Raw genomic sequence first — 14694 nt, forward strand, 5'->3', positions numbered from 1 at the left:
ATCCGTGCTTTCCCTCTCCCCTGTTCCGTGCCTTGTACCGGTCTTGCGTCTCAGCTCTGGTTGAAGAACCCGCCCTCTGCGATGCGGGCCTTGTCCTCCGCCGTGACATCGACGTTAGCAGGCGACAACAGGAACACCTTCTGCGTCACCCGCTCGATGCTGCCGTGAAGACCAAACACCAAACCAGCCGCAAAGTCGACAAGTCGCTTCGCGTCTGTGTCATCCATCTCAGTCAGATTCATGATCACCGGGGTGCCCTCACGGAAGTGTTCCCCGATGGTACGGGCCTCGTTGTAGGTCCGGGGGTGAAGCGTGGTGATCCGGTAAGGCTCTCGTTCCGACACGACCTTGGGCATGATCACCGGTGCGTTCTTCTCCAGGCTTGCGCGTTCTTGTGTGATGGACGCCACGGGGGCGATGCGCGCCGGGCGTCCCGATTCCGCGGGTAGCGAAGCGGAATGCGACACCGGTTCGCGCGGGGGCGACGGCTGTACCACTCGTACCGAATCGTCCCTTTGGGACTGGTGTGCTCCGTGGGACTGGTGCGACGGCTCGTGCCGTCGATGGTCCCGCTCGGGCTCCGGGTCCAGTTCGGGCTCGAAGTCGTCATCGGGGTCGAATCCGCGGCCGTCGTACCCATCGTCCTCCACGAGGCCGAGGTAGACCGCCATCTTGCGCATCGCGCCGGCCATGCTCTGAGTCCTCCGCTCTGTGGTGGATCGGTGACGACTGCCAAGTCCCGCGATCCACGCGGTCGTTGCGCCCGCCTAAGGCGGCATTGACCATATTTTCTGCTGTGGTCCGACTTCCTGGCGACGTTACCCGAGCCTGGGGCGGACTCCGAGTACCGCAGTGCCGACGCGTACATGTGTCGCCCCGGCGGCCACGGCTTCCTCAAGGTCCGCACTCATCCCTGCGGAGACCATGTTCGCAGCCGGATGGGCTCGGCGCAGGTCAGTCGACAAATCCATCAACCGATCGAACGCCGCGCGTTGGCGCCCCGCGTACTCCCCAGTGAGCGGAGCGACGGTCATGAGTCCGTCGAGCCGCAGTCCCGGCGAGCCCGCGACGAGGGCGGCCAACTCTTCGATTCCGCCCGGCGCGACGCCGCCGCGCTCCCCCCTTCCGCTCGCACCCGCGTCGAGCGCGACCTGAAGGAGACACCCGATCTCGCGCCCGGCCCGCACCGCCTCCTTGGACAGTGCGTCCACGAGCTTGGAACGATCGACGGACTGCACGAGATCCGCATAACCCACGACGGATCGCACTTTGTTGGTCTGCAATTGGCCTACAAAGTGCCAGTCAAGGGGCAGATCCGAGCATTCGGCGGCCTTGGGGGCCGCGTCCTGGTCCCGGTTCTCGGCGACATGGCGCACCCCGAGCCCGGACAGGATCCGCACGTCGCTCGCCGGGTAGGTCTTGGTGACCACGATCAGGGTCACCTCATCCCGCCTGCGCCCCGCCGCCGCACAGGCGGCGGCGATGCGCTCCTCCACTTTCGCCAGGTTTCCGGCGAGTTCGGCCCTACGGTCCGTCATGTCTCATCAGTCCAGCCACACATAGCCGGCGAGCCGCCCGGTGGTGCGGTCCCGGCGGTACGAGAAGTGATCGCCCGATTCCAGCGTGCACACCGGCGACTGCGCCCGGTCGAGCACCCCGGCGCGCGCGAGCTGTGCGTGCACTCCCGCGCTCACGTCGACCGCCGGAGTGCCCCAGCTGGTCTCGGCGTGCGCCGCCGGCTCGACGGCGGCCACCTCGGCGCGCATGGCTTCCGGCACTTCGTAGCACCGGCCGCAGACGGCCGGGCCGGTGCGGGCGACGATCCGGGCGGGCTCGGCGCCGAGCCCGGCCATCGCGCGTACGGCGGCGGGGACGACCCCGGCGACCATCCCGGGCCGGCCCGCGTGGGCGGCGGCCACGATCCCGGCGACCGGGTCGGCGAGCAGCACCGGCGTGCAGTCGGCGGTGAGGACGGCGAGGGCGAGCCCCCGGCGCGCGGTGACCACCGCGTCGACCTCGGGCACCGGACGGTCTCCCCAGGGCTCGTCCACGACGGCCACGCCGTTTCCGTGGACCTGGTTCATCCAGACCACCCGGCCGGGGTCCAGGCCGAGCGACTTGGCGGCGATCTCCCGGTTGGTCCGTACCACGCCGGGGTCGTCGCCGACCGCTCCGCCCAGGTTGAGCTCCTCGTACGGAGCGGCGCTCACCCCGCCCCACCTGTCGGTGAAGGCGAAGTGCGCGCCGCTCACGGTCTCGCGCTGTCCTATCACGTCGTAAGGATCACTTGAGGAAGTCCGGTACGTCCAGTTCCTCGGCCGCGCTGTCCGTGTAGGTCCGCGACGGCGGGACCGGCGGGGCGACCGGGATGTCGGCGACCGGCTCGGGCGCCGGCTCCGGCTCCTCCTTGGGGGTCACGCTGCCGAGCGAGCCGAAGGAGGGACGCTCGGCCTCCCGCCGGGCCGGGGCGGGCTCGTCGCGGCGGGCGGAGGCCGAGGACGAGCCGAGGACGTTGTCCCGGCGGGCCGGGGGCTGGCCCCCGTCGAACCCGGCCGCGATGACGGTGACGCGGACCTCGTCGCCGAGGGCGTCGTCGATGACCGCGCCGAAGATGATGTTGGCCTCGGGGTGGGCCGCCTCGCTGACCAGCTGGGCGGCCTCGTTGATCTCGAACAGGCCGAGGTCGGAGCCGCCGGAGATGGAGAGCAGCACGCCCCGGGCGCCGTCGATGGAGGCCTCCAGGAGCGGCGAGGAGATCGCCATCTCGGCGGCGGCCACCGCGCGGTCGTCGCCGCGGGCCGAGCCGATGCCCATGAGGGCCGAACCGGCTTCCGACATGACCGACTTGACGTCGGCGAAGTCGAGGTTGATCAGGCCGGGGGTGGTGATGAGGTCGGTGATGCCCTGGACACCGGAGAGCAGGACCTGGTCGGCCGACTTGAACGCGTCGAGCACCGAGACCTGGCGGTCCGAGATGGACAGCAGCCGGTCGTTGGGGATGACGATGAGGGTGTCGACCTCTTCGCGGAGTTCGGCGATGCCGTCCTCGGCCTGGTTGGCCCGGCGCCGGCCCTCGAAGGTGAACGGGCGGGTGACCACGCCGATGGTGAGGGCGCCCAGGTTGCGGGCGATGTTGGCCACGACGGGCGCGCCGCCGGTGCCGGTGCCGCCGCCTTCACCGGCCGTCACGAAGACCATGTCGGCCCCCTTGAGGACCTCCTCGATCTCCTCGCGGTGGTCCTCGGCCGCCTTGCGGCCGACGGCCGGGTTGGCGCCGGCGCCGAGTCCCCGGGTGAGTTCACGGCCGACGTCGAGCTTGACGTCGGCGTCGCTCATCAACAGCGCCTGTGCGTCGGTGTTGATGGCGATGAACTCGACGCCCTTGAGACCGACCTCGATCATCCGGTTGATGGCATTGACACCACCGCCGCCGACACCGATGACCTTGATGACTGCGAGGTAGTTCTGCGGTGCTGCCACGTCGAAGGCCTCTCGCCTCGAATTACGTTGCCGTCCACGTGCGGTTGCCCCGCGCGGGACGGCAGATGCCGATTGGGACGGTCCGTAGCGCCGACCCGAACCCTAACCCTGAAGTTTAGGGTTACCAGTGTGTCTGTTCCCTGGAGTCTTCTGAACAGGACACTAAGTCGACAAGTGGCGCCCGTTCAACGAACACGCCGAACCTCCCGTTTTTCTTTTCACCCTATGTGATCAGGCATAGCAGTGCCCAACCAGGGTGCTGGCCTGCGCTGATGTGCGTCAACTCGCTGATGACGCAGGGGCGGTGGGAACACTCACGTCGAAGTGCCGGGAGGCGGAAGCGGCTTTCAGGAGCGCGGTGAGCGTGCGCGCCTTCGCGGCGCCGTTCTCGGAACTGCCCCACTCGACGACGCGGTCGCCGCCCAGCTCCAGCGAGATGTCGTCGTAGGAGCGGACCTTGAGGGTTCGGGTGTCCCGGCGGACCGCGGCCGGAAGGGCACGCGCGACCTCGACCGCTTCCCGCACCAGCCGGTCGGTGCCGAATCGGCGCAGGCTCGCGGTGGCCGAACCCGACCGGGGCAGACTCAGTTCCAGTGCCGGAACGCCTTCGGGCGCCTGCGGCACCGTGGCGAAACGGACGCCTTTCTTGTCCACTTCGGTGAATTTTCCGCCCTTTTCAATGAGCAGTACCGGAGTGCGCTCGACCACTTTCAGCCCGATTCCATGGGGCCAGGAACGGACGACGTCCACCGCGTCGATGCGGGGCAGCCTCCGGCGCAGCCGGGCCTCGATCCGGTCCGTGTCGACCGAGACCATCGGCGCTCCGACGGGGACGTCGGCGGCCGCGAGGACCTGGTCGGGGGTGAGAACGGCCGTACCGGACACGGAGACATGGCGCACCCGCAGCCACGGGGAGCCGTACAGCAGCCAGCCGGAGCCGGACCCGAGGAGCACAACGGCCAACCCCAGAATGACGATCCTACGAAAGCGGCGGTTCCGCAGTCGGCGGACGAGCGGCGGGCCGGACGACTCCTGCCGGCGTTCACCGCGTTCGGCGGTGGTGGTCGGTCCGGCCACGCTACTCACTTGCCTTTCGTCATACGGTCCTATCGGCTTGAGGCGATCGCCTCGTACACCATGCCGACGAGCAGGTCGTCGGCGTCCCGGCGGCCGAACTCGCTTGCCGCGCGGGACATCTCGTACAGCCGGTGCGGGTCGGCGAGTACGGGCAGGACGTTCTGCTGCACCCACTCCGGGGTGAGTTCCGCGTCGTCGACCAGCAGGCCGCCGCCGGCCTTGACCACCGGCTGGGCGTTCAGCCGCTGTTCGCCGTTGCCGATGGGCAGCGGGACATAGGCGGCCGGGAGTCCGACGGCGGAGAGTTCGGCGACGGTCATCGCGCCCGCGCGGCAGAGCATCATGTCGGCCGCGGCGTACGCGAGGTCCATCCGGTCCAGGTAACTTACCGGGATATAGGGCGGCATTCCCGGCATCTGGTGCACCTGCGGCAGTTCGTTCTTCGGGCCGACCGCGTGCAGGATCTGGATACCGGCCTGCTGGAGCCAGGGCGCGACCTGCTGGACGACCTCGTTGAGGCGGCGGGCGCCCTGGGAGCCGCCCGAGACCAGCAGCGTGGGCAGGTTGGGGTCGAGGCCGAAGCGGTGCCGGGCCTCGGGGCGGGCGGCCGCCCGGTCCAGGACGGAGATGGAGCGGCGCAGCGGGATGCCGATGTAGCGGGCGTCCCGCAGCTTGCTGTCCGGGGTGGAGACCGCGACCCTGGCGGCGTACCGGGAGCCGATCTTGTTGGCGAGACCGGGGCGGGCGTTGGCCTCGTGGATCACGATCGGCACGCCGAGACGCTTGGCGGCCAGGTAGCCGGGCAGGGCGACATAGCCGCCGAAGCCGACGACGCAGTCCGCCTTGGTGCGCTCCAGGATCTGCTCGGCGGCCTTGATGGTGCCCCGCAGCCGGCCCGGGACGGTGATCAGTTCGGGGGTGGGCTTGCGGGGCAGCGGCACCGCCGGGATCAGTGCGAGCTCATAGCCGCGCTCCGGGACGAGCTTGGTCTCCAGACCGCGCTCCGTGCCCAGGGCCGTGATCCCCACGGTGGGGTCCTGCCTGCGCAGGGCGTCCGCGAGGGCGAGCGCCGGCTCGATGTGGCCGGCGGTCCCCCCACCAGCGAGTACGACATGCACCGAAATTCACCGCTCTCCGGACGAGCGCGCCACCGAGGCACGCCGTCGCATCGTGTTCCATCTCCGAGGCCCCTGAGGGCCCCCGGCTCCCCGCTTTCTACCAAAGCGAGGTTGCCGCATCGCAAGCGCCGCCCGCGCAGCGGGCTCGTCGCGCGCGAAGGCGATCAGCAGCCCGATGGCGAACATGGTCGGCAGCAGGGCGGAACCTCCGTAGGAGAACAGCGGGAGGGGGACGCCGGCGATCGGCAGCAGACCGAGCACCGCACCGATGTTGATCACCGCCTGGGCGGTGATCCAGGTGGTCACACCTCCCGCGGCGTACCTCACGAAGGGGTCCTCCGTGCGTCCGGCCACGCGGATACCCGCATAGCCTAGAGCCGCGAAGAGGGCCAGTACCGACAGCGTGCCCGCCAGGCCCAGTTCCTCACCGGTGACGGCGAAGATGAAGTCCGTGTGGGCTTCGGGGAGTTGGCCCCATTTCTCCACACTCGCACCGAGTCCGGATCCGAAGAGCCCGCCGCTGGCCAGGGCGTAGATGCCATGAACCGCCTGCCAGCAGTCGGCGACGCCGGTCTTCGGCTCGGTGGCGCCGATGCAGGCGAGCCGGGCCATCCGGTTGGGGCTGGTCTTGATGAGGATCACACCGAGCACGCCCGCGATCGACAGCACCCCCGCGAACAGCCGCGTCGGCGCCCCCGCCAGCCACAGCAGGCCGAACAGGATCGCGGTCAGGATGATCGCCGTGCCCATGTCGCCGCCGAGCATGATCAGCCCGAGCAGCAGGAAAGTCACCGGCACGAGCGGCACCAGCATGTGTTTCCACTGGGTCAGCAGCCGCTTCTCCTGTTTGCGCGCCATCAGGTCGGCACCCCACAGCACGAGGGCGAGCTTGCCGAACTCGCTGGGCTGGATCTGGAAGGAGCCGCCGAGGGAGATCCAGTTCTGGTTGCCGTTGACGGACATCCCTATCCCCGGCACCTGCACGAGCGCCATCATGAAGACGGCTCCGGCGAGGATCGGGTAGGCGAGCGCCCGGTGCAGTTTCACCGGCATGCGGGACGCCACGAGCAGCAGCACGCCCCCGATGCAGGCGGCCAGGAACTGTTTGCGGAAGAAGAACGAGCCGGGCAGTGACATCTGCAGCGCGGTGATCTGGGAGGCCGAGTAGACCATCACCAGACCCAGCACGATGATCAGCAGGCTGCCGCCGAGGATCAGGTAGTACGCGGTCAGCGGCCGGTCCCAGGCCCGGTTGGCCCGCGTGTAGAGCCGTCGCAGCGGGTTGTCGCGGGAGGCGCGGGGCGCGGCGGGCCGGCGGACCGCTCGCTGTACGGGCGGCCGGCCGGTGCGGCTACCGGGCATCAACGCCTCCGCTGAACGTCGGGCGTTCCACGCGTCCCTCCCAAGGTCGCCCGGCAGGCGGCCGGGTCAGGCGCCGAGTTCGCGAACGGCCTGAGCGAACGCGTCACCGCGCTTGTTGTAGTTGGCGAACATGTCCATGGAGGCACAGGCGGGTGCCAACAGCACCGTGTCTCCGGCGACGGCGAGTCGCCGCGCCTCGCGGACCGCCGCGGGCATCGCCCCAGTGTCGGTCCGGTCGAGGTCGACGACGGGTACTTCCGGCGCGTGTCGCGCGAGGGCCTCCCGGATGAGGGCGCGATCGGCGCCGATGAGCACCACACCGCGAAGCCGCTTTGCCGACTTGGCGACCAGCTCGTCGAAGGTCGCGCCCTTCGCCAGACCGCCCGCAATCCATACGATCGACTCATATGACGCCAACGAGGCTTCCGCGGCGTGGGTGTTGGTGGCCTTGGAGTCGTCGACGTACGCGACCCCGTCCACGTCGGCGACGTGCGCGATGCGGTGGGCGTCCGGCGTGAAGGCCCGCAGCCCGTCCCGTACGGCGGTGGGGGGGACCCCGAAGGCGCGCGCGAGGGCCGCCGCGGCAAGGGCGTTGGCGATGTTGTGCGGGGCCGGCGGGTGGACGTCGGAGACCTCGGCCAGCTCCTGGGCGTTCTTGTGCCGGTTCTCGACGAAGGCACGGTCGACGAGGATGCCGTCCACGACGCCGAGTTGGGAGGGCCCCGGGGTGCCGAGGGTGAAGCCGATGGCCCGGCAGCCCTCCTCGACGTCGGCCTCGCGCACCAGCTCCTCGGTGAGCTTGTCGGCGACGTTGTAGACGCAGGCGACCCGGTTGCCCTCGTAGACGCGGCCCTTGTCCTTGGCGTACGCCTCCATGGAGCCGTGCCAGTCGAGGTGGTCGGGGGCGAGGTTCAGCACGGCCGCCGAGTGGGCGCGCAGCGAGGGCGCCCAGTGCAGCTGGTAGCTCGACAGCTCCACCGCGAGGACGTCGTACTCCTGGTCCCCGAGGACCGCGTCGAGCAGCGAGACGCCGATGTTGCCGACCGCGGCCGTGCGCAGGCCCGCGGCCTTCAGGATCGACGCCAGCATCTGGACGGTGGTGGTCTTGCCGTTGGTGCCCGTGACGGCGAGCCACGGGGCCGCCTCGGGGCCCCTGAGCCGCCAGGCCAGCTCGACGTCGCCCCAGATGTCGACACCGGCCGCGCGGGCCGCCTGGAAGAGCGGCTTGTCCGGCTGCCAGCCCGGCGCGGTGACGATCAGCTCGGTGCCCTCGGGCAGGGTCGCGCCGTCACCGAGCCGTACCGTGACGCCGAGCGCCTCCAGTTCGGCGGCCTGCTCACGCGCGCGTGCGTCGTCGCCGTCGTTGACGACCGTGACGACCGCCCCGCGCGCGTGCAGCACCTTGGCCGCCGGGACACCGGAGACGCCGAGCCCGGCGACGGTGACGTGCATGCCCTGGAAGTCCGGGGACACCGAGGAGGTCACTTGTCCGCTGCCCATCCTGCGTAGAAGAGGCCCAGTCCGACGATCACACAGATGCCCTGGATGATCCAGAAGCGGACCACCACAAGGACTTCGGACCAGCCTTTGAGTTCGAAGTGGTGCTGGAGTGGTGCCATCCGGAAGACGCGCTTGCCGGTGAGCCGGAAGGAGCCGACCTGGATGACGACCGACATGGTGATGAGGACGAACAGACCGCCCATGATGGCGACGAGGAGTTCGGTGCGGGAGAGGATCGCCAGGCCCGTGAGGACACCGCCGAGCGCGAGCGAACCGGTGTCACCCATGAAGATCTTGGCCGGCGAGGTGTTCCACCACAGGAAGCCCAGGCAGGAACCCATCAGCGCGGAGGCGATGACCGCGAGGTCCAGCGGATCGCGCACCTCGTAGCAGGCGTTGGGGTTGGTCAGGGTGACGGCGTTGGCGCAGGACTCCTGGAACTGCCAGACGCCGATGAACGTGTAGGCGCCGAAGACGAGCACGGAGGCGCCGGTGGCGAGGCCGTCCAGACCGTCCGTCAGGTTCACGCCGTTGGACATCGCCAGGATCATGAACAGCGCCCAGACCACGAACAGCACCGGGCCGATGGTCCAGCCGAAGTCCGTGATGAACGACAGCTTGGTGGACGCCGGGGTGTTGCCGCGGGCGTCCGCGAACTGCAGTGAGAGCACCGCGAAGGAGATGCCGACGATCAGCTGGCCGGCCATCTTCGCCTTGGCCCGCAGACCCAGCGACCGCCGCTTGACGATCTTGATGTAGTCGTCCAGGAAGCCGACCAGGCCCATCCCGCACATCAGGCCGAGCACCAGCAGGCCCGAGTAGGTCGGGGTGTAGCCGGTGATCACCTTGGACAGGAAGTAGGCGGCGACCGTGGCCAGGATGAAGGCGATACCGCCCATCGTGGGCGTACCACGCTTGCTGGCGTGCTCGCGCGGGCCGTCGTCACGGATGTACTGGCCGTAGCCCTTGCGGGCGAGGAGCTTGATCAGCAGCGGGGTGCCGATCAGCGTCAGGAAGAGACCGATGACGCCCGAGAAGAGGATCTGCTTCATCATCGGGCATCAACACCCTCGGCACCGGGCTCCAGGAGCGCCTGCGCAACGCTCTCCAGGCCCACCGAACGTGACGCCTTCACGAGGACGACGTCCCCCGGGCGCAACTCGCTGCGCAACAGGTCGACCGCCGCCTGTGCGTCGGACACGTGCACCGACTCCTCACCCCACGAACCCTCGTTATATGCGCCCAGTTGCAGCCAGGAGGCTTCCACTCCCCCGACGGCGACGAGCTTGCCGACATTGAGCCGGACGGCGAGCCGTCCGACCGCGTCGTGCTCGGCGAGCGCCTCGTCCCCGAGCTCGGCCATCTTGCCGAGCACCGCCCACGTGCGGCGCCCCTGGCCCATGGCCGCGAGCGCGCGCAGCGCGGCTCGCATGGACTCGGGGTTGGCGTTGTAGGCGTCGTTGACGATGGTCACGCCGTCCGGGCGCTCGGTGACCTCCATACGCCAGCGGGAGAGGGAGCCCGCCTCGGAGAGCGCGAGGGCGATCTCTTCCGCGGACATGCCCAGCTCATGGGCGACGGCGGCCGCGGCGAGCGCGTTCGACACGTGGTGCTCACCGTACAGGCGCATGGTCACATCGCTTGCACCGGAGGGTGTGTGAAGACTGAACGCGGGCTGTCCCGTGTCCGTGAGTCGTACGTTCTCGGCCCGTACGTCCGCTTCGGCCGACTCTCCGAAAAGGACCACCTTCGCCTTGGTACGGGAGGCCATGGCCCGCACCAACGGGTCGTCGGCGTTGAGGATCGCGGCGCCGCCGTCCTCCGCGGCGGGCAGCGCCTCCACCAACTCGCCCTTCGCCTGGGCGATCTGCTCACGGCCGCCGAACTCGCCGATGTGGGCGGTGCCGACGTTGAGGACCAGGCCGATCTTCGGGGGCGTCAGATCGGTGAGGTAGCGGATGTGTCCGATGCCGCGGGCGCCCATCTCCAGCACCAGGAACTTCGTCTCCTCGGTGGCGGACAGGGCGGTCAGCGGCAGCCCGATCTCGTTGTTGAGCGAGCCGGGCGTGAACACGGTCGGCGCCTTGGTGCGCAGTACCTGGGCGATGAGGTCCTTGGTACTGGTCTTGCCGGCCGAGCCGGTCAGCGCCACGAGGGTCGCGCCGAGCCGTCGTACGACGTGCCGGGCGAGAGCGCCGAGGGCGGTCCGGACGTCGTCCACGACGATCGCGGGCACGCCGACGGGGCGCGACGCCAGTACGGCGACCGCGCCCTGCCCGACGACCTGGGCGGCGAAGTCGTGGCCGTCCACGCGCTCGCCCACGAAGGCGGCGAACAGACTGCCCGGCCCCGCCTCGCGGGAGTCCCGGACGACCTCGCCGGTGACCAGGACGGACGGATCCGGTATGTCGTGCGTCTGCCCGCCGACGACTGCTGCGATCTCGGCGAGAGAGAGGGCGATCACAAGTTCATCCCCTGGGTCTTCTGGATTTTCATCCCTGGGTTTTCTGGATGGCTTCGCGGAGGACCTGACGGTCGTCGAAGGGACGGATCACGCCGGCGATGTCCTGGCCCTGCTCGTGGCCCTTGCCGGCGACCAGCACGGTGTCGCCCGGGTGCGCGCGGGCGACGGCGGCCTCGATCGCGGCGGCCCGGTCCTCGAAGAGGAGCACCTCGCCGCGCTCGTGCACGGGCACCGAGGCGGCGCCTTCGAGCATGGTCGCGAGGATGGCGAGGGGGTCCTCGGAGCGGGGGTTGTCGGAGGTCAGTACGGCGATGTCGGCGAGCCGGGCCGCGGCGGCGCCCATCGGGGCGCGCTTGGTCCTGTCCCGGTCGCCGCCGCAGCCGAGGACGATGTGCAGCCGGCCCTTGGTGACCTTGCGCAGGGCCCTGAGGACCGACTCGACGGCGTCCGTCTTGTGGGCGTAGTCGACGACCGCGAGGTAGGGCTGTCCGGCGTCCACGCGCTCCAGGCGGCCCGGCACGCCCGGCACGCCGGCGATGCCGTCGGCGGCGGTCTGCGGGTCGAGCCCCGCGGTGGCGAGCGCGACGATCGCGGCGAGGGTGTTGGCCACGTTGAAGGGGCCCGGCAGCGGCGACTTGGCGGCGACCCGGACGCCCTCGGGCCCGGTGACGGTGAACGTCGAGTCCATCGGGCCGATGTGGACGTCGCTGGCCCGCCAGTCAGCGTCCGGGTGGCCCTCGGCGGAGTAGGTGACGACCGGTACGGAGGCCTCCCGGGCGAGCCGGCGGCCGTACTCGTCGTCGACGTTGACCACGCCCCGTCTGCTGCGTTCCGGGGTGAACAGCTGTGCCTTGGCCCGGAAGTAGTCCTCCATGTCGGAGTGGAACTCCATGTGTTCCGGGCTGAGGTTGGTGAAGACGGCGATGTCGAAGACGCAGCCGTCGACCCGGCCGAGGACCAGGGCGTGGCTGGAGACCTCCATGGCGACCGCCTCGACCCCGCGCTCGCGCATCACGGCGAACAGGGCCTGGAGGTCGGTGGCCTCGGGGGTGGTGCGCTCGGACTTGATGCGCTCGTCGCCGATGCGCGTCTCGACCGTGCCGATGAGCCCGGTGTTGCGGGTCGACTTCAGGCCACCCTCGACCAGGTAGGCCGTGGTGGTCTTGCCCGAGGTGCCGGTGATGCCGATCTGGAGCAGGTCGCGGCCCGGACGGCCGTAGATGGTGGCCGCGAGTTCGCCCATCAGCGCGCGCGGGTCGTCGACCACCAGGACCGGCAGGCCGGTCGCGGCGGCGCGTTCGGCGCCCGTCGGGTCGGTCAGCACGGCGACCGCGCCGAGGCCGGCGGCCTGGGCGACGAAGTCGGCGCCGTGCAGCCGGGCGCCCGGCAGGGCGGCGTACAGGTCGCCGGGACGGACCGCGCGCGAGTCATGGGTGATGCCCGTGACCTCGACCGTGCTGTTCGCGGGTTCCGGGGCGGCGGCACCCAGCTGGTCGGCGAGCTCCGCGAGGGGTGTGGCGGAGTTCTGAACCGGCCTGGGCGGCCCCGGATATGTCACGGAAGCGCCCTTCTGGGTGGTTTGGGACTGATCAGCGTGTGGCACGGCGGTGAGCGTACCGGGCGCACCCGCTTCGGAGCGAAGCGAGGGGCGCGGCGTCCCGTGGTTCCCGGGATCGGGGGTGATCGTTGTCACGAGCTCGTTCCTGGTGGTCTGTACGAAGTGCTGACGCGCTGATCAGGGCTTGTAGTCGACGGGCAGGTCGGCCGCCTTGGCGCCGGTCGGCGGGATCTGGAGGGTCTTGAGGGCGAACTCCATCACCTGCTTGTAGATCGGGCCGCAGATCTGGCCGCCGAAGTAGCTGCCGGCTGTGGCGTTCTGGATGGCGCAGTAGACGGTGATGCGGGGCTTGTCCGCGGGTGCGAACCCGGCGAACGACGAGGTGTAGCCGCGGTATCTGCCGGTGGCCGGATCCACTCGGTTGGCGGTGCCGGTCTTGCCGGCGACGTTGTAGCCGGGAATGGCCGCCTTGGCGCCGGTGCCCTGCTCGTCGTCCACGACGGACTCCAGCATCTCGGCCAGGGTCCTGGCTGTCTTCGCGCTGATCACGCGGGTCTTCTTGGGCTGGGCGGCCGGCGTGTACCGGCCGTCGGCGCCCTTGGTGCCGCGCACCAGGCTCGGTTCGACGCGGACCCCGCCGTTGGCGATGGTCGAGTAGACGGAGGCCGCCTGCATGGCGTTGATGGAGAAGCCCTGGCCGAAAGGAATCGTGTACTGCTGCGACGTCGACCACTTGTCCGGGGCGGCGAGGATGCCCTTGGTCTCGCCGGGGAAGTCCAGACCGGAGTAGCTGCCGATGCCGAACTTGCGCAGGTACGAGTAGAGGACCCGGTTGGCCTGTTCCTGGGTCTTGCCGAGCTGGCCGGTGGCCAGGATGGTGCCGATGTTGCTGGACTTGGCGAGCACGCCGTTGAGCGTGAGGTACCAGGTGGCGTGGTCGACGTCGTCCTTGAAGAGCCGGTCGCCGCGGTGCAGCCGGTTGGGCACCACCACGTGGGTGAGCGGGGTGGCGGCGTTCCGCTCCAGCACGGCCGCCATGGACATCACCTTGGCGGTGGAGCCGGGCTCGTAGGCGTCCTGGAGGGCCGCGTTGCCCAGGTCGGCGGCGTCGGCCGTCGACAGGTCGTTCGGATCGAAGCCGGGTGAGTTGGCCATGGCCAGGATCTGCCCGGTCCGGGTGTCCTGGACGACCACGTAGCCGCGGTCCGCCCTGGACTTCTTGACCTGCTCGGTGATGGCGTTCTGCGCGGCCCACTGGATGTCGCGGTCGATGGTCAGCTCGACGTCGGAGCCGGCCACGGCCGGGGTCTCGGTGGAGCCCGCGGTGGGCACCTCGCGACCGCCGGACTGGGCGTAGCGGATCTTGCCGTCCTTGCCGGTCAGCTCCTTGTCGAGCTGCGACTCGATGCCGCCGCCGCCCTTGCCGTCGGCGTTGACCCAGCCCAGTATCCCGGCGGCCAGGTCGCCGTTCGGGTAGACCCGCTGGCTGCTGGGGTCGGCGAAGACACCGGCCAGCACGTTGACGGTGTTGTCGTCGGTCCCGGCCTTGGCGGTGAGCGCGGCCTTCAGGTCCTTGATCTGCTTCCAGACCTGCGGGGTCTGCCGGGTGGCGAGCCGGACGTAGCGCAGCTCCTTGTTCGCCGGCCGCAGCAGCTTGACCAGGTCGGTCTGGTTCTTGCCGAGGATCGGGGCGAGCAGCGCGGCCGCCTGCTCGGGGCCGTCGGCCACCTTGAGCTGCTTGCTGGTGAACATCGTGGGGTCGGCGGTGATGTCGTACGCGTCCTCGCTGATCGCCAGCGCCACGCCGTTGCGGTCGGTGATCCCGCCCCGCTCGGCGGCCAGCGTGTGCACGACGTACCGGTTCTGCTCGGCCTTCGCCGCGTACGCGCTGGCGTCGACGGCCTGGACCTGGAGCAGCCGCCCGACGAAGACCATCAGCACCAGGGTCAGGGCGAGGCCGACCATGCGCAGCCGGGGGCGGGGGCTGCCGAGGCGCAGCGGGGGCGCGGCCGCGGGGCGCGGGGCGCCCGGGCGGCGGACCGGGCGGGCGCCGGGGCCCGGCTGCCGCCGGACGGCGCCTCTGGGGTCCCGGGGGCGGGGCGGCTTGGGAGGGCCGGGCACGCGGCGGCGCGGCG

At 70.2% G+C, this 14694-nt stretch carries 12 protein-coding genes; all 12 read right to left on the bottom strand.

Translation table 11 applies throughout. The features are described from left to right. Positions 1-50: 50 nt before the first annotated feature. The 12 genes from OHB00_RS14170 to OHB00_RS14225 all read right to left on the bottom strand — a co-directional run bounded on the left by OHB00_RS14170 (position 51) and on the right by OHB00_RS14225 (position 14680). Complete coding sequence (locus OHB00_RS14170; RefSeq protein ID WP_355707924.1) at positions 51-692, bottom strand: cell division protein SepF; 642 nt, start codon at positions 690-692, stop codon at positions 51-53. A 126-nt stretch (positions 693-818) separates the two neighbouring features. Further along, positions 819-1538: a YggS family pyridoxal phosphate-dependent enzyme gene (locus OHB00_RS14175; RefSeq protein WP_406434821.1), complete on the bottom strand. Its 720-nt coding sequence runs from the start codon at positions 1536-1538 to the stop codon at positions 819-821. Positions 1539-1544: 6 nt separating this feature from the next. Then, positions 1545-2273, bottom strand: coding sequence for a peptidoglycan editing factor PgeF (gene pgeF / locus OHB00_RS14180; RefSeq protein ID WP_406434823.1), 729 nt, complete (start codon positions 2271-2273; stop codon positions 1545-1547). Positions 2274-2283: 10 nt separating this feature from the next. Continuing rightward, positions 2284-3480, bottom strand: coding sequence for a cell division protein FtsZ (ftsZ, locus tag OHB00_RS14185; RefSeq protein WP_406434825.1), 1197 nt, complete (start codon positions 3478-3480; stop codon positions 2284-2286). A gap of 279 nt (positions 3481-3759) precedes the next feature. Next, complete coding sequence (locus OHB00_RS14190; RefSeq protein ID WP_406434827.1) at positions 3760-4557, bottom strand: cell division protein FtsQ/DivIB; 798 nt, start codon at positions 4555-4557, stop codon at positions 3760-3762. Between the two features lie 29 nt (positions 4558-4586). Further along, the gene (gene murG / locus OHB00_RS14195) at positions 4587-5675 is read right to left on the bottom strand and encodes an undecaprenyldiphospho-muramoylpentapeptide beta-N-acetylglucosaminyltransferase (RefSeq protein WP_360513045.1); all 1089 of its coding nucleotides are present in this window, start codon (positions 5673-5675) and stop codon (positions 4587-4589) included. A gap of 6 nt (positions 5676-5681) precedes the next feature. Continuing rightward, entirely contained in the window at positions 5682-7037 is a 1356-nt protein-coding gene (gene ftsW / locus OHB00_RS14200) for a putative lipid II flippase FtsW (RefSeq protein WP_406434829.1), read from the bottom strand. Positions 7038-7103: 66 nt separating this feature from the next. Then, a complete protein-coding gene (gene murD / locus OHB00_RS14205; RefSeq protein WP_406434831.1) occupies positions 7104-8537 on the bottom strand; it encodes a UDP-N-acetylmuramoyl-L-alanine--D-glutamate ligase in 1434 nt (477 codons plus the stop codon). After that, entirely contained in the window at positions 8519-9589 is a 1071-nt protein-coding gene (gene mraY / locus OHB00_RS14210) for a phospho-N-acetylmuramoyl-pentapeptide-transferase (protein ID WP_406445777.1), read from the bottom strand. Before mraY ends, murD begins: the two co-directional genes overlap by 19 nt. Next, the gene (murF, locus tag OHB00_RS14215) at positions 9589-11001 is read right to left on the bottom strand and encodes a UDP-N-acetylmuramoyl-tripeptide--D-alanyl-D-alanine ligase (RefSeq protein ID WP_406434833.1); all 1413 of its coding nucleotides are present in this window, start codon (positions 10999-11001) and stop codon (positions 9589-9591) included. Before murF ends, mraY begins: the two co-directional genes overlap by 1 nt. A 28-nt stretch (positions 11002-11029) precedes the next feature. Further along, on the bottom strand, positions 11030-12694 hold the full coding sequence (locus tag OHB00_RS14220; protein WP_406434835.1) for a UDP-N-acetylmuramoyl-L-alanyl-D-glutamate--2,6-diaminopimelate ligase: 1665 nt from the start codon (positions 12692-12694) through the stop codon (positions 11030-11032). A 42-nt stretch (positions 12695-12736) separates the two neighbouring features. Beyond that, positions 12737-14680 carry a peptidoglycan D,D-transpeptidase FtsI family protein gene (locus OHB00_RS14225; protein WP_406434837.1) on the bottom strand — a complete coding sequence of 648 codons (1944 nt, stop codon included), beginning with the start codon at positions 14678-14680 and terminating at the stop codon, positions 12737-12739. Between the last annotated feature and the right edge of the window lie 14 nt (positions 14681-14694).

Origin of the sequence: Streptomyces sp. NBC_00631 (genome assembly GCF_045206895.1) — a bacterium.
GTDB lineage: Bacteria > Actinomycetota > Actinomycetes > Streptomycetales > Streptomycetaceae > Streptomyces.

Excerpts from the sequence above, each read along its gene's own strand:
- OHB00_RS14170 (WP_355707924.1), bottom strand. The coding sequence starts at position 692 with ATGGCCGGCGCGATGCGCAAGATGGCGGTCTACCTCGGCCTCGTGGAG.
- murD (WP_406434831.1), bottom strand. The coding sequence starts at position 8,537 with ATGGGCAGCGGACAAGTGACCTCCTCGGTGTCCCCGGACTTCCAGGGC.
- ftsW (WP_406434829.1), bottom strand. The coding sequence starts at position 7,037 with ATGCCCGGTAGCCGCACCGGCCGGCCGCCCGTACAGCGAGCGGTCCGC.
- OHB00_RS14175 (WP_406434821.1), bottom strand. The coding sequence starts at position 1,538 with ATGACGGACCGTAGGGCCGAACTCGCCGGAAACCTGGCGAAAGTGGAG.
- mraY (WP_406445777.1), bottom strand. The coding sequence starts at position 9,589 with ATGAAGCAGATCCTCTTCTCGGGCGTCATCGGTCTCTTCCTGACGCTG.